Origin of the sequence: Maritalea porphyrae (genome assembly GCF_030159895.1) — a bacterium.
Classification (GTDB): Bacteria; Pseudomonadota; Alphaproteobacteria; order Rhizobiales; family Devosiaceae; genus Maritalea; species Maritalea porphyrae.
The window spans coordinates 2064298-2082582 of record NZ_BSNI01000002.1 but is presented as its reverse complement, the minus strand read 5'-3'; the positions used below and the strand labels follow the sequence as shown (position 1 = coordinate 2082582).

The 18285-nt window shown below is 49.2% G+C and carries 19 protein-coding genes; 16 read left to right on the top strand and 3 right to left on the bottom strand.

The window, feature by feature from the left end:
- The first annotated feature begins 39 nt into the window (after positions 1 to 39).
- From tpiA to QQL65_RS13565, 4 genes are all read left to right on the top strand, one after another.
- A complete protein-coding gene (gene tpiA / locus QQL65_RS13580) occupies positions 40 to 792 on the top strand; it encodes a triose-phosphate isomerase (RefSeq protein ID WP_284365418.1) in 753 nt (250 codons plus the stop codon).
- A gap of 101 nt (positions 793 to 893) precedes the next feature.
- Complete coding sequence (gene secG, locus QQL65_RS13575; protein WP_284365416.1) at positions 894 to 1298, top strand: preprotein translocase subunit SecG; 405 nt, start codon at positions 894 to 896, stop codon at positions 1296 to 1298.
- A gap of 114 nt (positions 1299 to 1412) precedes the next feature.
- Positions 1413 to 3041 (top strand): CTP synthase, encoded by a 1629-nt coding sequence (gene pyrG, locus QQL65_RS13570; protein WP_284365413.1) that lies wholly within the window; start codon positions 1413 to 1415, stop codon positions 3039 to 3041.
- A 13-nt stretch (positions 3042 to 3054) separates the two neighbouring features.
- Positions 3055 to 3234 carry a DUF4169 family protein gene (locus QQL65_RS13565; protein ID WP_284365410.1) on the top strand — a complete coding sequence of 60 codons (180 nt, stop codon included), beginning with the start codon at positions 3055 to 3057 and terminating at the stop codon, positions 3232 to 3234.
- Positions 3235 to 3270: 36 nt separating this feature from the next.
- On the opposite strand, the gene QQL65_RS13560 is transcribed toward QQL65_RS13565, so the two are convergent.
- On the bottom strand, positions 3271 to 4170 hold the full coding sequence (locus QQL65_RS13560; protein WP_284365408.1) for a helix-turn-helix domain-containing protein: 900 nt from the start codon (positions 4168 to 4170) through the stop codon (positions 3271 to 3273).
- 83 nt (positions 4171 to 4253) lie between these two features.
- Entirely contained in the window at positions 4254 to 5486 is a 1233-nt protein-coding gene (locus tag QQL65_RS13555) for an ATP-grasp domain-containing protein (protein ID WP_284365405.1), read from the bottom strand.
- A gap of 931 nt (positions 5487 to 6417) precedes the next feature.
- Here QQL65_RS13555 and QQL65_RS13550 point away from each other — a divergent pair.
- The 12 genes from QQL65_RS13550 (at position 6418) to QQL65_RS13495 (ending at position 17798) form a co-directional block, all read left to right on the top strand.
- Positions 6418 to 6792, top strand: coding sequence for a rhodanese-like domain-containing protein (locus tag QQL65_RS13550; protein WP_284365403.1), 375 nt, complete (start codon positions 6418 to 6420; stop codon positions 6790 to 6792).
- A gap of 149 nt (positions 6793 to 6941) precedes the next feature.
- A complete protein-coding gene (gene eno / locus QQL65_RS13545; protein ID WP_284365401.1) occupies positions 6942 to 8216 on the top strand; it encodes a phosphopyruvate hydratase in 1275 nt (424 codons plus the stop codon).
- Between the two features lie 125 nt (positions 8217 to 8341).
- Complete coding sequence (locus tag QQL65_RS13540) at positions 8342 to 9229, top strand: hypothetical protein (RefSeq protein ID WP_284365399.1); 888 nt, start codon at positions 8342 to 8344, stop codon at positions 9227 to 9229.
- A gap of 80 nt (positions 9230 to 9309) precedes the next feature.
- Positions 9310 to 9627, top strand: a complete 318-nt coding sequence (locus QQL65_RS13535) for an FtsB family cell division protein (protein ID WP_284365397.1) — start codon at positions 9310 to 9312, stop codon at positions 9625 to 9627.
- Between the two features lie 205 nt (positions 9628 to 9832).
- The gene (pdhA, locus tag QQL65_RS13530) at positions 9833 to 10843 is read left to right on the top strand and encodes a pyruvate dehydrogenase (acetyl-transferring) E1 component subunit alpha (protein ID WP_284365396.1); all 1011 of its coding nucleotides are present in this window, start codon (positions 9833 to 9835) and stop codon (positions 10841 to 10843) included.
- A 24-nt stretch (positions 10844 to 10867) separates the two neighbouring features.
- Complete coding sequence (locus QQL65_RS13525; protein WP_284365395.1) at positions 10868 to 12268, top strand: pyruvate dehydrogenase complex E1 component subunit beta; 1401 nt, start codon at positions 10868 to 10870, stop codon at positions 12266 to 12268.
- Between the two features lie 29 nt (positions 12269 to 12297).
- A complete protein-coding gene (locus QQL65_RS13520) occupies positions 12298 to 13644 on the top strand; it encodes a pyruvate dehydrogenase complex dihydrolipoamide acetyltransferase (RefSeq protein ID WP_284365394.1) in 1347 nt (448 codons plus the stop codon).
- A gap of 10 nt (positions 13645 to 13654) precedes the next feature.
- Positions 13655 to 14209 carry a hypothetical protein gene (locus tag QQL65_RS13515; protein ID WP_284365392.1) on the top strand — a complete coding sequence of 185 codons (555 nt, stop codon included), beginning with the start codon at positions 13655 to 13657 and terminating at the stop codon, positions 14207 to 14209.
- Between the two features lies 1 nt (position 14210).
- Positions 14211 to 14852, top strand: coding sequence for an SGNH/GDSL hydrolase family protein (locus tag QQL65_RS13510; protein ID WP_284365390.1), 642 nt, complete (start codon positions 14211 to 14213; stop codon positions 14850 to 14852).
- Positions 14853 to 14884: 32 nt separating this feature from the next.
- On the top strand, positions 14885 to 16324 hold the full coding sequence (gene lpdA / locus QQL65_RS13505) for a dihydrolipoyl dehydrogenase (protein ID WP_284365388.1): 1440 nt from the start codon (positions 14885 to 14887) through the stop codon (positions 16322 to 16324).
- A gap of 61 nt (positions 16325 to 16385) precedes the next feature.
- Positions 16386 to 17339, top strand: a complete 954-nt coding sequence (gene lipA / locus QQL65_RS13500) for a lipoyl synthase (RefSeq protein ID WP_284365386.1) — start codon at positions 16386 to 16388, stop codon at positions 17337 to 17339.
- A 15-nt stretch (positions 17340 to 17354) separates the two neighbouring features.
- The gene (locus QQL65_RS13495; protein WP_284365385.1) at positions 17355 to 17798 is read left to right on the top strand and encodes a type II toxin-antitoxin system RatA family toxin; all 444 of its coding nucleotides are present in this window, start codon (positions 17355 to 17357) and stop codon (positions 17796 to 17798) included.
- On the opposite strand, the gene QQL65_RS13490 is transcribed toward QQL65_RS13495, so the two are convergent.
- Positions 17780 to 18283, bottom strand: a complete 504-nt coding sequence (locus QQL65_RS13490; protein WP_284365384.1) for a CinA family protein — start codon at positions 18281 to 18283, stop codon at positions 17780 to 17782. The genes QQL65_RS13495 and QQL65_RS13490 overlap by 19 nt on opposite strands.
- Positions 18284 to 18285 lie beyond the last annotated feature (2 nt).

The window sequence follows — 18285 nt, the reverse complement described above, 5'->3', positions numbered from 1 at the left end:
TTTTCGCTTAAGACTAATTTTATTTCGTGAGGGACCAACATGACACAAAAAATCACACCTTTGATTGCCGGAAATTGGAAGATGAACGGCGACGCTGGCTCATTTTTGGAAGTGGAAGTGATCAAAGATCATTTGGCCGCAAATGAAGTCAATGCTGAGGTTGTGATTTGCCCGCCCGCGACGTTGCTGCATCGGGTAAGTGTTGCGCTTAGTGAGAGTGTCGCCAAAACCGGCGCACAGAACTGTCATTCTGCCGCAAGTGGTGCCTACACAGGCGACATCAGCGTTGCAATGGTCACTGAAGCAGGTGGCGAATTTGTGATTGTTGGCCACTCAGAGCGCCGAGACGGCTATAACGAATCTAACGAAGATGTGCGTGCAAAGGCGATTGCCGCGCTTGAAGGCGGTGTTGTGCCAATCGTTTGTTGCGGAGAATCGCTGGAAGTTCGGGAGAGTGGCAAAGCAATTGATGTGGTGGTTGAGCAAATCATTGCGTCATGCCCTGATTTCACCAACGAACAAGAACTCGTTGTTGCTTATGAGCCTATTTGGGCAATTGGCACCGGCAAAACCGCATCATCTGCTGATGTAGATGAAATGCATAACGCCATTCGCGCGGCATTGGTTAAGCGTTTCGGCGAGCAGGGCGCCGCAATCAAAATTCTTTATGGTGGTTCGGTGAAACCAGCGAACGCAAAAGAATTGCTTGGCGTTGAAAACGTCAATGGTGCACTGGTGGGCGGTGCGAGCCTAAAGGCTGATGATTTTTGGGGCATTATTTCGGCGGCTTAGGCCCACATATGCATAAATTGCGGTTTGGCTCTGGCCAAGTGCGATTTTAGTGTGTAGAACCCCAAAATTCTGAAAACAAATTCAAGAGAAGATTTCCGAAGATGGAAACAGTTCTTATTGTTGCGCACTTGTTCATCGTTATTGCGCTTATCGCGGTTATTTTGTTGCAGCGCTCTGAAGGCGGCGCGTTGGGCATTGGCGGCGGTGGCGGCGGTGGTGGACTTATGTCTGCACGTGGTTCAGCGAACCTATTGACCAGAACAACAGCTATTTTGGCGGCGCTATTTTTTGCGACTTCAATTGGCCTGACTGTTTTGGGACAATTGAACAATGAATCATCATCGATCCTTGAGCGGGCAACCGAGCAAACAGATGGCGATGTCACCGTTCTTGACGCTCTTAATGACTTGAGTGGCGAGACTTCGGGCGACGCATCTGGACTTGATCTACCGGTGCCAGCGGCGGAAACACCGGCCTCTGATACACCAGAGGCACCGTCGCAATAAGCGTCGGAAAATATGAGAAGAATTTAGGCGGGGGTTTTGGCCCCCGTCTTTTTTTGGGTTTAACGCGAAGTTTTGACTTCGAATCAATGAAATTCGGTTGTAAGGTAAAGTCCCATGGCTCGGTATATTTTCATTACTGGTGGCGTGGTTTCTTCATTAGGTAAGGGGCTAGCTTCAGCTGCACTAGGTGCGGCACTTCAAGCACGTGGATATAAAGTCCGCTTGCGCAAGCTTGACCCTTATTTGAATGTTGATCCCGGTACAATGTCACCCTATCAACATGGGGAAGTGTTCGTGACCGATGACGGCGCGGAAACTGACCTGGATCTTGGACATTACGAACGGTTTACGGGGCGTTCTGCAAATCAGCAGGACAACATCACCACAGGCCGTATCTATTCAAACATCATCGCAAAAGAGAGACGAGGCGATTATCTCGGGGCGACAGTGCAGGTTATCCCGCACGTCACAGACGAGATTAAGAACTTTGTGCTTTCTGACAATGATGAGTTTGACTTCGTGTTGTGCGAAATTGGCGGCACGGTTGGCGATATTGAAGCGCTGCCGTTCTTCGAAGCCATTCGCCAGCTTGGCAACGAATTGCCGCGCGGCGATGCGATTTATGTGCATCTAACACTGATGCCGTATATCCCAAGCGCGGGCGAATTGAAAACCAAGCCGACGCAACACTCTGTGAAAGAGTTGCGCTCAATCGGCATTCAGCCAGACATTCTGCTTGTGCGCTGCGATCGCCCAATTCCAGAAGGCGAGCGCAAAAAACTTTCGCAGTTCTGTAACGTCCGCGAGAGTGCTGTTATCCAAGGTTTGGATGTTAAGAGCATTTACGATGTGCCAATCGCCTATCACGATGAAGGCTTGGACGTTGAAGTGCTTAAAGCGTTTGGTTTGGAAGCAGATCAAAAGCCAGATCTTTCAAAATGGCTTGAAGTATCCGACCGCATTCACAACCCAGATGGGGAAGTGAACATCGCCGTTGTGGGTAAATATACAGGTCTTTTGGACGCGTATAAGTCGCTCAATGAGGCATTGATCCACGGTGGCATTGCCAACCGCGTGAAGGTCAATCTTCAGTGGATCGACAGTGAAATCTTTGAAAAAGGCGACCCGGCCCCGCATCTTGAAGGCATTCACGGCATTATGGTGCCGGGTGGTTTTGGCGAACGCGGGTCTGAAGGCAAGATCGCAGCAGCAACATTTGCGCGGTTGCGCAATGTGCCATATTTCGGGATTTGCTTTGGCATGCAGATGGCCTGCATCGAAGCTGCGCGCAACACAGCTGGCATCAAAGATGCCGGTTCAACGGAGTTCGGTCCGACCAAAGAACCAGTAGTTGGTTTGATGACTGAATGGACCAAAGGCAACGAAAAGCAAGAACGCGATGATGAAACGGATCTTGGCGGGACAATGCGGGTAGGGGCTTACCCTGCGCAGCTTGTTCGGGGCAGCCGTGTGGCCGACATTTACGGCACGACTGATATTTCGGAACGTCACCGCCACCGTTGGGAAGTGAATATGGAGTACCGTAAGGTGCTTGAGGCGAATGGCTTGTTGTTCTCCGGGCTTTCCCCTGATGGCAAATTGCCTGAAATCGTGGAGCGTACGGATCATCCTTGGTTTATTGGTGTGCAATATCACCCAGAGCTGAAATCGCGTCCGTTTGAGCCGCATCCATTGTTCTCATCGTTCATTTCAGCGGCGGTTGAGCAAAGCCGGTTGGTGTAAAGGAACAAAGCGGATGGCAGAAATTGTCAATCTTCGACAGATGCGCAAGAAAAAGGCGCGTCAAGACAAGGAAAAGACAGCTGACGCCAACCGCTTGAAGTTTGGACGCACCAAAGCGGAGCGTAAACAAACAGAAGCGGAAGCCAAGCTTGAGGCCAAAAAACTGGACCAACAAAAGCTCGATAAAGATTGAAAAAGGCCGCCATTGAGGCGGCCTTTTTGTTAGGGTTTAGCCCTTGGTGATTGGCCAGAAAATATCTGTTTTCCAATCGGTGGGATTTGGGTGTTCCGCCGGGGAAGTCACATAGCATTCCCAAATGGGGCCATTGTTCTTCCAACCATTTTGTTGAACCCACTCCTCTATGACGGCATAGCTTTCTGGCAATGTGTCATATTCGCCTTGGTGGGTAGCAACAGCGGTTGGTCCGGCTTGCAGCGTCCCAGCTTCAATTTCACCTTCGGATTGAGCTGCGGAAGCAATAGGGATGGCGCAATCCACGGTCCATTTGCCGGTTCCGATCGCAACATAACGCGCTATGGGCTGTCCTGCCATCTCGATCCCGTTTGCCATGCAATGGCCATAGAGTTTGGGGAAGCACTCCGCGAAAAGGGCTTGAAGTTGGGTTTGCGGCACTTGGCGTTGAATAAAGACGATTGGCTGCGCGGCTAAATCTTTGTTTTCAATGTCTGAAGTTGGCATGATCTGCCTCCCAATATGTTTTGTCGAAAGATGAAATAGTCCCACACATGGCCCAACTGAGCGGGCTATTTGTGCGTTCTTCAAATACTGCGTTGAATCGTTCTGGCCATATTTCGCCCGATAGGCGCGCGGGCTGATATTGAATTGGCGTCGAAATGCGCGGCTAAAAACCTCGTGGCTCGAAAAGCCGGTTTCGAGAGCAATATCAACAATTTGCTTGGTACTGGATTGCAGCAACACGGCAGCACGTTCAACACGTAAACGCAATTCAAATTGTTTTGGTGTTTCACCAGTCACCGTTTTGAATTGGCGATGAAAATGAAAGCGTGACCAACCCGACAATTTGGCCATCTCGACGAGAGTGTGTTGCTTTTCTGTTTGTGAAAAGCCTTTATTGAGCACTCCGAGTATGTCCTGTAGGGGCAGCATGGCACGCCTTGAAATTGATGCGATTAATTAAGGCTAGCTTATTTCATCCGCGACTTCTTGACGATTCTTGCTTTGATTTGTGGTTAGACCACATAAACGGGCGCAAATCCGCCGCCGGTCGTGCGGAAATTGGTCGTTTGTCCCTGATAGAGCCGAGCAGCGGCCAAAATCATTTCGCCTTTGTAGGTGAACAACCGGATATCGGACTTGAGCGTCATCGTGCCTTTTTCGCAATCAGATTTGGCGTTTCGCACGCTCGGCGCAACCGTTTCTTGGGCTACATAGTCATGCTCAAGTATGTGTGCCCATGTTTTTTTCGTGATTTTGTCACCACGATAGACAGCCTTGCCGCCATGCCCAGCGAGTGGCTTGAAGAAAAGCTTTTTCCGTTTCGACCAAAGCTCATCAGCGTTTTCTGTTCTGACTATTTGTGTTTTTGGCACCGACGCGAGCGCTGAAATCTGCTCCTTTGTTGCGCCAAGTGCTTCAAGTTGTTCGTCGTCGGATAGAATGGTGAGATTCTGTTTGGCTGCGAAAAGGGCATGATGATGTGGGTTTGGCGTAATTGCTGCCGCTTTGTTTTCAAACGCAGCTTGCAATGCAGCATGACTTTGTTTTTCAAGATAGAAATCAACCGATCGATTATAGACCAAGTCGATTTTGACATCGAATAACCACAGCTTGTTTTGCTCAAACGTGAAGTCACTTGGGTCTGCAATCAATATTTGAAACCCTTGTTCTTCAAGCATTTCTTTTGCGATCAAAAACTCGCCATAAAGGAATTGTTCTGTCGGCTCTTCGTCAACAATAGCAATAGTTTTCAACGGGTCTGTTTTTCCCGTTTTTTGCCATTCTTTTCGGAACATATTTGCAATCGTTCCTGCAAAGTCCGGATTTTCTTTTGGCTCTCCTTCCCAACAACAGACATCTTGGGCGCGGTACAGCGCATCAACCAAAAATGCGCCGCCGGCATTGGTATTGATCTCAATGAGTTTGGGACCTTCATCACTCATATGAAAGTCATATCCCATAAACACGCCGTGTTCTCCATTGTCCGTCTTGGCAATGGATGGAGAAGATGCAAGCACCAATTGTTTATACGCGGGCAGATCGACGATCGATTCCAGGGTTTTGATTTGCGATTCAATTTGCGCAAATTCAGTTTTGGAAAGGAATACAGGTGTTTGAGAAAACAACAGACCTGCCGCCTCTAATTCTGGCAGCATTTTGCGTTCAAGTGATGTGCATGGGCAATTCTTGTTGAGCCAATCTGCTCGTGAGAACGGGTTCCGCGATAATGTTTCTAGGGTCTGCATTTTGCTCTCTTTCGCTTTCATCGTAATATGGCGATGAAAGGGCTGAAATGCAAGTTCAAGATTTCGCATGCTGTGGCGATGATTAAAAACTTATCCCCGTTCTTTGACCCTGTGCGATGATGTTCTCACCTTTTCTTGAAACCGTTCAGGACATTGACGAATGTCGGACGGTGAGGAAGTTTTTTGAGGCGTTGGGTTCTTTCCTTCGTCATGCTCGGGCTTGACCCGAGCATCCATGTTGCGGTGCTGTGTGGTAAAGCCGCTGCAAAGCTAACAATGCTTTGCCACTTGTCCGCTCACCATGGACCCTCGGGTCAAGCCCGAGGGTGACGACAGGAGAGATTAGCTAACGACGCCAATAGGTCTCGCATCAGCCTCTCGTGGCGTAAACGCCACTTAGTTGTGCGGGACGGTGCGGGAGATGCAAATCTCCACCCGCACCACCCCGGACTCGATCCGGGGTCATAAAACAACCTTCAAAGAAAAGGGGATGGTTGAAAGGCAAGACGTTTGCCTTTCGCTTGAAAGTAAATGTCCAGTCTGACGCCGAAGGCAGATGTCAGTCATTAGTGGGTTGGTTCCCATTGGATCAGCAATGATCTGCAATCTTGAGCAGCAATGTTCATAACCACGGATTGTGATGCATTTAAAGAGGATAGAAGGGTGAGCACCTCGGGGCATTTTCTTTTTAAGCAGCAAGCCATTTGCGCGAGGCGTTCTACGTCTCATTACTAACTCAATAGATGACGAGACCTAAAACGCCTCGCGTCCTGAAAATCAAAACTCAAAGCAAGGAGCTGTTGAGCACATTGTTGTGCGCTGTTTTCAAACTACACGATTTGGAAAGCGAGGTGTCAAAGATTTGATTTCGTGGCAGTATCGTTTGGACATAAGATTAGATCGTATTAATTCCCTCCAAAGGACAATGAAAATGAAAACAGCGCAAGACTATTTGGAAGAAGCAAACGCCATTGTGAAACGTGTGCCTGCCGAGGAAGCAATTGCCTTTCATGGCAAAGCGGACAGCGTGTTTGTTGATGTGCGTGACAGTGGCGACATTGCCAAGTCGGGCACCGTAGCGGGCGCGTTGCGGATATCGCGCGGGTTCATTGAATTCGCCGCTGATGACAAGACGCCACATCACAATCCGGCAATGAAGAAAGATGCCAACATATTTGTGTTGTGCGCTGTTGGCGGGCAGGCGGCACTGGCGGGCAAGACATTGAAGGAAATGGGCTACAGCTCTGTCACCAATATTGGCGGGTTCAACGACTGGAAAGAAGCTGGCGGACCAACAGAGGGATAGCAGAGCTTAAAGAAACAGGGCCTTGGCGTTGATCGATGGTTGATCTTGCCGCTTGCAAGGCGGGAAACGCGCAATAAGACTTTGCATTGTCATGATTTGGGGGTATGACAGCCTCAAAATCACCAACCCCCACTAGGAGATAATATATAATGTCAGCCATTATTGATGTAACTGGCCGTCAAATTTTTGACAGCCGTGGCAACCCAACCGTTGAAGTTGATGTTGTATTGGATGATGGCTCATTTGGCCGCGCGGCGGTTCCTTCTGGTGCGTCTACTGGTGCGCACGAAGCTGTTGAGCTGCGTGATGGCGGCGATCAATATATGGGCAAGGGCGTTACCAAAGCCGTTGATGCGGTGAACACCGTTATCTTCAATGAAATTCAAGGTATGGATGCGCTTGACCAACGTTCAATCGACCAAGTGATGATTGAACTTGATGGCACGCCAAACAAAGCCAAGTTGGGCGCCAACGCTATTCTTGGTGTTTCGATGGCTGTGGCGAAAGCTGCTGCTGAATCATCAGCGCTTCCACTGTACCGCTATGTTGGCGGCTCAAATGCGCACATTTTGCCTGTGCCAATGATGAACATCATCAATGGTGGTGAGCATGCGGATAACCCAATCGATATTCAAGAATTCATGGTTATGCCTGTTGGTGCAGAAAACATTGCGGACGCTGTGCGTATTGGTTCTGAAATTTTCCACACATTGAAAAAAGGCCTTTCAGCTGAGGGCCACAACACCAATGTGGGTGACGAGGGTGGTTTTGCACCAAACCTTTCTTCAACAACTGCAGCGCTTGATTTCATCATGCAGTCGATTGAAAAAGCTGGCTACAAGCCAGGTGAAGACGTCTATTTGGCCATGGATTGCGCATCATCTGAGTATTACAAAGATGGCAAGTACAACCTAAAAGGCGAAGGCAAAGTGTTGGGCAGCGACGAAATGGTTCGCTACCTAGAAGATTTGGTCGGCAACTACCCAATCATTTCAATTGAAGACGGCATGGACGAAGATGACTGGGACGGCTGGAAAGCTTTGACACAAGCGATTGGCAATAAGTGCCAATTGGTTGGCGATGATTTGTTCGTGACCAACTCTGAGCGTTTGAAGTCTGGCATCAAGATGGGTGTTGCAAACTCTATCCTAGTTAAAGTGAACCAAATTGGCTCGCTGACAGAGACTTCTGAAGCTGTGGATATGGCGCATAAGGCCAACTACACTTCAGTAATGTCTCACCGTTCTGGCGAAACTGAAGACGCAACTATTGCTGACCTTGCGGTGGCGATGGGTTGTGGCCAAATCAAAACTGGTTCTTTGGCGCGGTCTGACCGGTTGGCAAAGTACAACCAGCTGATCCGCATTGAAGAACAGCTTGGTTTTGCTGCGAAATATGCTGGCCGCGATATCCTGAAGGGCTAGTTGATAAGCTCTTGTGTGGCCAAAAGGATTTACTTGTCCTCGGCAACAAAACATTGAATATAATATAGACGTCGCCCTTAGCTGGGGCGGCGTCTTTTTGTTTTAAGCAATTTTTTGAAGTGAGAATGATGGAAAGTTTTGTTGAGGATTATGCGTTTTTCGCCATTTTTGGGTTTGCCATCCTGATGGTGGTAATTAAGTTCTTCGGATACTCCTATTTCGCATTTACAAATGGCTATTCTTTGAATGAATTCATGTTTGGCAGGGAGGAAGAATTGTCTTTCGTGGCTGATGATGGTTTGGCTCACGATAGCGGCATCCCTGAATTTGAGCTCACAAAAATGCTCGATTTCATGATGAAACATAACATGGTTTCAGCAGATTACGACTGGATCAAGATTTCATCAGAGGCTTTCGAAGATTGGGATGATGATTTTTTGTCTCTGGTTTTGGGAATTGACGAGTATGTTGTAGGACTCGCAAGCGCCTCGTCGGAGATGACGAGTGCCAATGTTCGCGCGGCGCTGCCAGGCATGTGTGAAATTCCACTTAAACTTGAAGAGACAGCTGAAAATTACAAAGAAGTCCTGGAGGACTTAATCAGTATTTCGGGCGGTGCTTTGCCAATTGAAGGTTTGCAAGTTGTACATGTGCCGGTTGGTGACGACCAAGAAGACGACTATTACGAAGCTTGTGTGGTGACATTTCAAATTGGACAGGAGCAATTTGAATGGGAATACGAGACCGAAAAGAACTATGGAAAGTGGTTGCACACCGATATGTATTATCGTTTTGGTGAGTTGCTTCGTCGGCAAAACTCGGGCCTTTGCTATGCTTTCTTGGGTCATGATCAAAGTGCACATGCGTTCTTGATTCATGAAGCTGAATTTGATGAATTTTCCAACCTAATGGGGGAGTATGGCAGCTGCCTTGAGTTGCTCAGCAGCAAAACAGTCATTGGTCCGTTGTCGAGCAGGGAACAAGGATCAGAGTATTGGAATGGACACTTTTGAAACTAAATAAATGATGGCAACTCAGCATTAATAGCTTTCGTGCATATTGGGTAAAATTCAAACTATGTACCGGACATTTTATGCCCACACGTCTTAAACGCCCGAAACTGCGCAATAAGTTGGCCATAGCCGCTGTTTTGATCGCGTTTCAGGGGTATCTTGGCTACCATTTGATCGAGGGTAAATTTGGCATCGCCTCGCAGGCAAGGTTTTCTCAGCAGGTTATTGAGTTGCAGGACCAGCGCGATGCGCTTGCTAGACGCATCGAAGTGGCGCAAAATCGGAATTCCTTGTTGGCTGCCGATCGGCTCGACCCTGATCTGTTGACAGAGCGTGCGCGCCATCTGCTAGGATGGGGCAACCCAAGCGACACAATAGTCCCTACACATAACAAGTAACGTAAATTCAGTTAATTGTATCGTTTAACCTAGATCAGGTTATCGGCGTAAAACTGTTTAATTGCAGTATTTTACCAGTTTAGTTTCAAGTAAATCGAGATTTCTAAATCAACTCATCCGGCGCTATGATGCGCCAAACTTGTATGCGGAAAAGCCGCGCGATCCCAGTTTTGGGATTCGGCCAGGCTTAAAGTTGGAGAAGCGAATGTCAAAAAAGTCCGATAACAAGGCGGTTTCGACGAAATCGAATGCGCCTGAGTTCACGAAAGACGAAGATCTTTACGCCTATCGTGAAATGCTTTTGATCCGCCGTTTTGAAGAAAAAGCGGGCCAGATGTACGGTATGGGTCTCATTGGCGGCTTCTGCCACCTCTACATCGGACAAGAGGCAGTTGTTACTGGGGTGCATATGGCCTCCAAAAAGGGCGACGCTTCGATAACTGGTTATCGTGATCACGGTCACATGCTGATTGTTGGGCTAGATCCGAAAGCGGTAATGGCTGAATTGACCGGACGTGCAGGTGGTTTGTCCAAAGGCAAGGGCGGCTCCATGCACATGTTCTCCAACGAAGAACGCTTTTATGGCGGTAACGGAATTGTTGGCGCGCAGGTTAGCCTTGGTACAGGCCTTGCGTTTGCTGCAAAATATCGCGGTGAAGACAATGTAAGCTTGACGTACTTTGGTGACGGTGCTTCGAACCAGGGCCAGGTGTATGAGAGCTTCAACATGGCAAAGCTTTGGAGCTTGCCGGTTATCTACATCATCGAAAACAACAAATACGCGATGGGAACAAGCCTAGAGCGTGCGGCTTCGACCACTGATTTGTCGCAGCGCGGCGCTTCATTCGGCATTCCGGGCGAGCAAGTGGATGGCATGGATGTGCGCATGGTGCGCGAAGCGTCTGAGCGGGCGATCAAACATGCGCGTGAAGGCAAGGGCCCATACATCCTTGAAATGCAGACTTATCGCTATCGCGGACACTCGATGTCTGATCCAGCAAAATATCGTTCAAAGGACGAAGTTCAGTCGATGCGCACAGAGCGTGACCCGATCGAGCAAGTTAAAACACGGATTTTGGACAAGGGCTGGGCAACGGAAGACGAGTTGAAAGCCATTGATAAAGACATCCGCGCGATTGTTTCAGAAGCGGCTGACTTTGCCACAAACGATCCAGAGCCAGATGTGTCTGAGCTTTACACAGAGATTACAGTTTAGAGCTGACGGACCAGGAGAAATAATATGCCAGTAGAAATTTTGATGCCTGCTCTGTCACCAACGATGGAAGAAGGCAACCTTGCCAAGTGGCTCGTAAAAGAAGGCGATAGCGTTACCGCAGGTGATGTGATTGCTGAAATTGAAACCGACAAAGCAACTATGGAAGTTGAAGCGGTTGATGAAGGCATTATCGGCAAAATTTTTGTCGAAGAAGGCGCGCAAAACGTCAAAGTGAACACGCCGATTGCTGCTCTTATTGAAGAGGGTGAAAGCGCTGACAATATTCAAGCGTCATCAGCTCCCGCTGCATCCGAAGAAACCGCCACTGCACAGGACACCGTTCCTGCAACGGAAGCTCCAGCTGAACAGCCAGCTGCCGCACCGGTGCCGGCTGCACCTGTGTTTGAAGCGCAAGCGGACAGCGAAATTCCTGAAGGCACTGAAATGGTGTCGACAACTGTTCGCGAAGCATTGCGTGACGCGATGGCTGAAGAAATGCGTGCTGACGGCGACGTGTTTGTGATGGGCGAAGAAGTTGCCGAATATCAGGGTGCTTACAAAGTCACACAAGGTTTGTTGCAGGAATTTGGCGACAAGAGGGTCATTGATACACCGATTACCGAGCATGGCTTTGCAGGTTTAGGAGTTGGTGCTGCCTTTGCTGGTTTGAAGCCAATCATTGAATTCATGACATTTAACTTTGCTATGCAGGCGATTGACCAAATCATCAACTCTGCTGCGAAGACGCACTACATGTCTGGCGGCCAAGTGACATCGCCAATCGTGTTCCGTGGCCCGAATGGTCCAGCATCTCGCGTTGGCGCGCAACACAGCCAAGATTTCTCAGCATGGTACGCACATGTGCCGGGCCTGATTGTGGTTTCACCATATTCAGCGGCGGACGCAAAAGGCTTGCTAAAATCTGCAATCCGCAGCCCGAACCCGGTCGTCTTCTTGGAGAATGAATTGCTTTACGGCACATCGTTTGACGTTCCAAAACTTGACGATTGGACAGTGCCTTTGGGTAAAGCCAAAGTTGTTCGTCAAGGTTCTGACGTCACGGTCGTTTCTCACTCTATGGGCATGCGATATGCAACAGAAGCAACTGAAAAGCTTGTCGCTGCAGGAGTAGATGTTGAACTGATCGATCTGCGTACTCTACGTCCGTTGGACATGCCTACTGTTGTTGAATCTGTTAAGAAAACCGGCCGTTGCGTGACTGTTGAAGAAGGTTGGCCGCAAGGTTCCATCGGTTCTGAGATTTCTGCACGTTTGATGGATGAGGCATTTGATTATTTGGATGCGCCAGTGACGCGTATTACCGGCAAAGATGTGCCGATGCCATATGCTGCAAACCTAGAAAAACTAGCACTGCCGAATGTTGACGAAGTCATCCAAGCGGTAAATTCAGTTACTTACCGCTAGTCGGAGATTCAGGGAAGAGAGGATCGAACATGACGATCAATATTACAATGCCAGCCCTGTCTCCGACAATGGAAGAGGGCAATCTTGCAAAGTGGAACGTTAAAGAAGGCGACACAGTTTCCGCCGGTGACGTCATCGCGGAAATCGAAACCGATAAAGCCACGATGGAAGTTGAGAGCATCGACGAAGGTGTTGTTGGCAAAATCTTGGTGGAAGAGGGCGCGCAAAACGTCAAAGTGAACACTGTGATTGCGGTTTTGCTTGAAGATGGCGAAAGCGCATCGGATATTAGTGACGTTGCTGCGGCACCTGCCGCTGCACCGGCCGCGGCTGCAGCGCCTGCAAAGGAAGAGCCGAAGGCAGAGGCGCCTGCGCCAAAAACTGAGCCTGGGCCTTCTGCCGCACCAGCATTGCCAACTGCGGCTGCTGCGTCAAAGGCGAATGGTGAGCGCACATTTGCTTCACCATTGGCGCGTCGTTTGGCCAAGGAAGCCAGCATTGATGTGACACTGCTTTCAGGTACTGGTCCGAAAGGTCGCGTTGTCAAGCGAGACATCGAAAAGGCTCTGCGTGAGGGCGTTCCACAAGCTGCACCTGCGGCAACCGCTTCTGCAGCACCATCGCTTTCATCCGGCATGGCCGATAAAGATGTGATTGGCCTTTATGAAGAAGGCACATACGATTTGGTGGCCAATGACGGCATGCGCAAAGTAATTGCTGCACGCTTGACCGAAGCCAAACAAACTGTTCCGCACTTCTATATCAGCATGGATGTCCGGTTGGACGATTTGCTCGAGGCACGTGCTCGGATCAACGCAACTGCGAAGAAAGACGAAAATGGTCGTCCTGAGTTCAAGCTTTCGGTGAATGATTTCATCATGAAAGCTTGGGCAATGGCTTTGCAAGAAGTGCCAGATGCGAATGCATCTTGGGCAGGTGAGCATACGCTAAAGCATCACCATTCTGATATTGCGGTGGCGGTTTCTGTTCCAGGTGGTTTGTTTACGCCAGTTGTGAAAAAGGCAGAGCAAAAATCGCTTCGTGAAATTTCTGCTGAAGTAAAAGATTTGGCCAAACGCGCTAAATCGAAAAAGCTCGCGCCGCATGAATATCAGGGCGGCAGCAGCTCCGTATCCAATCTTGGCATGTTCGGCGTGACCAATTTCCAAGCAGTCATCAATCCACCACACGGTTCAATTTTGGCCGTTGGTGCTGGTGAAGAACGTGTTGTTGTGGAAAACGGTGAAATCGCTGTTGGCAATTTCATGACAGTTACAATGTCATGCGATCACCGTGTTGTGGATGGCGTGCTGGGTGCTCAAGCACTCGGTGTGTTCAAACAACTCATTGAAACGCCGGTGATGATGCTGGCGTAAGTTGGTAAAATTGGATGGTTCTGAAAATACTATGAAAAGAATATTTTTGTTTTTAAGCGTGCTGGCGCTGACGATTGTCAGTGCGCACGCAAAAGATATTAATGCGGAAAAAATATCAATTCGCCAGGCGCGAGATATTGGTTTTATGAGTGAGAGTGCCGCTCGCAAAGAATTTGCCGGCTACACCTTCACTCTAAAACGCCCGAAAGTTAAAGCTAATGCGCTAAAAGATGTGTTCCCGTTCCGAGGCACTGTAGTGGCCTACTTTGCGCCTAACGGGCGAATCCTTGTTTGGGAAGGCAAGGCAGAAAAAGTAGCCGTTGGCGCATGGGGTGTTGGTGCTCCACTCGATAAGGCGTCTAAAGCTGGTAACCTGGTTTGCTTCGATTTTTCGGGCAAAAGTAAGAAATACCTACCTTGTCCAATTATCAAGGTTTACGGCAAAAGCATGTATGAGCGCGCAAAAGGCAATGTCTTCAATTTGCGTGCTGGAGGTAAAGTTCCGAAAGTCGTGAAGTCGATTGATCGCAAACTTCAAAAACTGCACGACAGTTTGGGCAAGTAGAATGAAAAACGTGCTTGCCTTTGGTGATTCATTGACGTGGGGAGCGGATGCTAAATCTGGCGGTCGCCACGCGTTTGAGGATCGCTGGCCGAATGTGCTTGAGGCACAATTGGCAGGGCAAGCACGTGTTTTTGCTGAGGGCTTAAATGGCCGTACGACAGTCTTTGATGATTATTCAATTGCCACAGAACGTAATGGGGCAAAGGCATTGCCAAGCTTGTTGGCAACACATGAGCCATTAGATTTGGTGATTATATTTTTGGGTACCAACGATATGCGCACCCACATTTGTGGCAATGCTGCTGGTTCGGCCATGGGTATTACAAGGCTGATCACTATCGTGAAGACGTTTGCGTACAAACCGGGCCATCCGATACCGGACATTCTGGTTCTGTCGCCGCCGTTGGTTGAGGCGGGTGCGGATGCGCTGTTCAACGATGTGATGGCTGGCGCCGCAGAGCTTTCGACGGCGTATGCGGCCAAATATCGTCAAATTTGTGAGCGCGAAAATGTCAACTTTTTTGATGTTGCGCCAATTGTGCAACTCGACCCAACGGATGGCGTACATTTGGACGCTGCGAACACAAGAAAAATAGGATTGGCGCTTGCGCCAGTCGTAAAAGAACTATTGTCGCTGAACTAAGTACTAGCGGCTAGAAACCCAAGGAAAAGAATATGGCAAATCAGTATGATGTGATCATTATCGGCGGCGGACCCGGTGGTTATGTCGCGGCAATTCGCGGCGCGCAATTGGGCATGAAGGTCGCTGTGGTTGAGCGCGAGCATCTTGCTGGTATTTGCTCCAACTGGGGCTGTATTCCAACCAAGGCGCTTTTGCGTAGCGCTGAGATTTACAGCCATATGGGGCACGCAAAGAATTTTGGTCTCGAGGCCGGTGAATTCACGTTTGAGATTTCTGACGTTGTGAAACGCTCACGCCAAATCGCCAAGCAAATGAATAATGGCGTTGGGTTCTTGATGAAAAAGAACAAGATTGACGTGATTTGGGGTGAAGCGGAAATCACCAAACCTGGCGAAGTCAAAGTAGGCGAGAGCTCCAAGCCTGTTATGGAGCCGTCTGTGCCCGCGCCAAAAGGCGTGTTGCCACACGGCACGTACAAAGCCAAGCATATCATTATTGCCACAGGTGCGCGGCCACGGATTTTGCCTGGCATTGAGCCCGACGGTAAAAACATCTGGACATATTTTGAAGCGCTTGTGCCGCAAGAAATGCCAAAGTCCTTAGTAGTTATGGGATCAGGCGCAATCGGTATCGAATTCGCATCGTTCTATGCGTCCATGGGCGCGGATGTGACCGTTGTCGAATTGATGAGCCAAATCATGCCGGTGGAAGACGAAGAAATTTCTGCTCATGCACGCAAGCGACTTGAAAAGCGCGGCATCAAAATCCTGACTGAAGCCAAAGTGGCGAAAGTTGAGAATTCATCTGCTGGCGTGAAAGCGCACATCGAATTGAAGGATGGCCAAAGCCAAGTCATTGAGGCTGACAAACTGATTTCTGCCGTGGGTGTTCAAGCAAATATTGAAAATATTGGTTTGGAAAAAGTCGGTGTGAAAACTGAGCGCGGTTTCATTGCAATTGACGGTTTCTGCAAAACCAATGTTTCTGGAATTTACGCCATTGGTGACGTTGCTGGTGCGCCGATGTTGGCGCACAAGGCCGAGCATGAAGGCGTTTTGTGCATCGAAAAGATTGCGGGCAAAGATGTCCATCCGATGAACAAGAACCAGATTCCAGGTTGTACTTATTGTGAGCCGCAAGTCGCAAGCGTTGGCCTGACGGAAAAAGCGGCAAAAGAAGCAGGCCGTGAGATCCGTGTCGGTCGGTTCCCGTTTATGGGCAATGGCAAGGCAATTGCATTGGGCGAGCCTGAAGGTCTAGTTAAAACAATCTTTGACAAAAAGACCGGCGAATTGCTTGGAGCACACATGGTTGGCGCTGAAGTGACAGAGCTTATTCAGGGCTTTGTTGTGGCCATGAATTTGGAAACGACCGAGGAAGAATTGATGCACACAATCTTCCCACACCCCACATTGTCCGAAATGATGAAAGAGAGTGTCCTTGACGCATACGATCAAGCACTCAATATATAGGTCAAAATTGCTGTCGTTTGCGACAGCGACCTATTGATCTGACACAAAGGAGCATCCCATCGTGGTGACTTTGGTTGATAATACGAATAAAGCGCGTCCTCGGCACCCTGAAAAGGCGAACCGTCCGGACACAGAGGTGTTGCGTAAGCCAAGCTGGATCCGCGTTAAGGCACCGGGTTCCAAGGGTTATGGCGAAACACGCAAGATCGTAAAAGACAACGATATCGTCACCGTGTGTGAAGAGGCTGGTTGTCCCAATATCGGCGAATGCTGGGACAAAAAGCACGCCACTATGATGATTATGGGCGAGATTTGTACCCGCGCTTGTGCGTTCTGTAACGTACGCACAGGCTTGCCAACGGCGCTTGACCCCAAAGAGCCGATGAATGTGGCCAACACGGTCAAAACGCTGGGTCTAAAGCACGTTGTGATTACATCGGTTGATCGCGACGACCTAGCAGACGGCGGCGCTCAACACTTTGTTGAAGTGATCCAAGCGGTGCGCGAGGTCTCGCCAAGCACGACGATTGAAATCCTCACACCTGATTTCTTGCGCAAAGATGGTGCATTGGAAAAAGTCGTTGCGGCAAAACCTGACGTGTTCAACCACAATCTTGAGACAGTACCATCAAACTATCTTACGGTACGGCCCGGTGCGCGTTATTTCCACTCGATCCGGCTCCTGCAAAAAGTCAAAGAGATCGATCCAACAATGTTCACCAAATCCGGAATCATGGTTGGTTTGGGCGAAGAGCGGAACGAAGTCTTGCAGTTGATGGACGATTTGCGGGTAGCGAATGTAGATTTTCTGACCATCGGCCAATATTTGCAGCCCACAAAGAAGCACCACAAGGTGGATCGGTTCGTCACGCCTGACGAATTCAAGGCGTTCGAACGCATTGCCTACACAAAAGGCTTCTTGATGGTGTCATCTAGCCCGCTTACGCGTTCATCTCACCACGCTGGTGATGATTTTGAAAAGTTGCGCAAAGCACGCGAAGCCAAGTTGGGCTAAGCGGACCATTATTTGATGACAAAAATTGCCTTTGAACGCGAAGTGCCACACTCGCCAGAACAGATGTTTGATCTGGTGAGTGATCTGGCGCGCTATCCATCGTTTGTGCCGAATTGCTCTGATATGCAGATCACCAACTTACCGGAAGAAGGTAAGTGTCTGGCGCGTATGCTTATTTCATTTGGGCCGATCAATCAGTCCTATGAGAGCAATGTGCATGCTGATCGTGAACGCATGAGTGTACGGGCGGTTTCGGACGATGATCCATTTTCCTATTTGGAAAGCGAATGGCGTTTCACTGAGACTGAAGCGGGCACACATGTGGACTTCTCAGTAGATTTTGAGATGCGCAATCGGTTTATCGCAGCGATTGCCGAACCGCTTTTCGTTGAAAAACAACGTGAAATTGTTGATGCCTTTATGGATCAAGCACAACGCCTTTATGGCAAGTCACGCTGATCAACACAGGCAAGCACAAGGGTAAGAGCGACGCGAACCGTTTCTTCGCGAACTTCCTCGCGTCCGATGTCGCCGAACTTGCGCACAATATGACTTGTTTTGGTTCCGTCAGCACACGCAAAATGCACTGTTCCAACAGGCTTTTCTCGGCTGCCGCCGGTTGGGCCGGCAACACCTGTTACTGCGACGGCTAGGGATGTGCCGGTTTCTCGCTGTGCGCCTTCAGCCATGGCGCATGCAACTTGCTTGGAAACAGCACCATGTTCTTCAATTAGTTCTGGGTTGATGCCCAACATTTCGGATTTTGCGCGGTTCGAGTAGGTCACAAACCCACCATGTACCACATCGGATGATCCGGGTATGGCGGTAAGTGCTCCGGCGATTAGACCGCCGGTGCAACTCTCCGCGGTGGTTAGGGTGACGCCTTTTGATGTGAGTTGTTCGATTGCAATCTGAGCTAGGTGTAAAACATCATCCTCGAGCATCT

What these genes read in the sequence shown, in the direction of transcription:
- tpiA (WP_284365418.1), top strand. Translation starts at nt 40, where the DNA reads ATGACACAAAAAATCACACCTTTGATTGCCGGAAATTGGAAGATGAAC.
- secG (WP_284365416.1), top strand. Translation starts at nt 894, where the DNA reads ATGGAAACAGTTCTTATTGTTGCGCACTTGTTCATCGTTATTGCGCTT.
- pyrG (WP_284365413.1), top strand. Translation starts at nt 1,413, where the DNA reads ATGGCTCGGTATATTTTCATTACTGGTGGCGTGGTTTCTTCATTAGGT.
- QQL65_RS13565 (WP_284365410.1), top strand. Translation starts at nt 3,055, where the DNA reads ATGGCAGAAATTGTCAATCTTCGACAGATGCGCAAGAAAAAGGCGCGT.
- QQL65_RS13560 (WP_284365408.1), bottom strand. Translation starts at nt 4,170, where the DNA reads ATGCTGCCCCTACAGGACATACTCGGAGTGCTCAATAAAGGCTTTTCA.
- QQL65_RS13555 (WP_284365405.1), bottom strand. Translation starts at nt 5,486, where the DNA reads ATGCAGACCCTAGAAACATTATCGCGGAACCCGTTCTCACGAGCAGAT.
- QQL65_RS13550 (WP_284365403.1), top strand. Translation starts at nt 6,418, where the DNA reads ATGAAAACAGCGCAAGACTATTTGGAAGAAGCAAACGCCATTGTGAAA.
- eno (WP_284365401.1), top strand. Translation starts at nt 6,942, where the DNA reads ATGTCAGCCATTATTGATGTAACTGGCCGTCAAATTTTTGACAGCCGT.
- QQL65_RS13540 (WP_284365399.1), top strand. Translation starts at nt 8,342, where the DNA reads ATGATGGAAAGTTTTGTTGAGGATTATGCGTTTTTCGCCATTTTTGGG.
- QQL65_RS13535 (WP_284365397.1), top strand. Translation starts at nt 9,310, where the DNA reads ATGCCCACACGTCTTAAACGCCCGAAACTGCGCAATAAGTTGGCCATA.
- pdhA (WP_284365396.1), top strand. Translation starts at nt 9,833, where the DNA reads ATGTCAAAAAAGTCCGATAACAAGGCGGTTTCGACGAAATCGAATGCG.
- QQL65_RS13525 (WP_284365395.1), top strand. Translation starts at nt 10,868, where the DNA reads ATGCCAGTAGAAATTTTGATGCCTGCTCTGTCACCAACGATGGAAGAA.
- QQL65_RS13520 (WP_284365394.1), top strand. Translation starts at nt 12,298, where the DNA reads ATGACGATCAATATTACAATGCCAGCCCTGTCTCCGACAATGGAAGAG.
- QQL65_RS13510 (WP_284365390.1), top strand. Translation starts at nt 14,211, where the DNA reads ATGAAAAACGTGCTTGCCTTTGGTGATTCATTGACGTGGGGAGCGGAT.
- lpdA (WP_284365388.1), top strand. Translation starts at nt 14,885, where the DNA reads ATGGCAAATCAGTATGATGTGATCATTATCGGCGGCGGACCCGGTGGT.
- QQL65_RS13495 (WP_284365385.1), top strand. Translation starts at nt 17,355, where the DNA reads ATGACAAAAATTGCCTTTGAACGCGAAGTGCCACACTCGCCAGAACAG.
- QQL65_RS13490 (WP_284365384.1), bottom strand. Translation starts at nt 18,283, where the DNA reads ATGCTCGAGGATGATGTTTTACACCTAGCTCAGATTGCAATCGAACAA.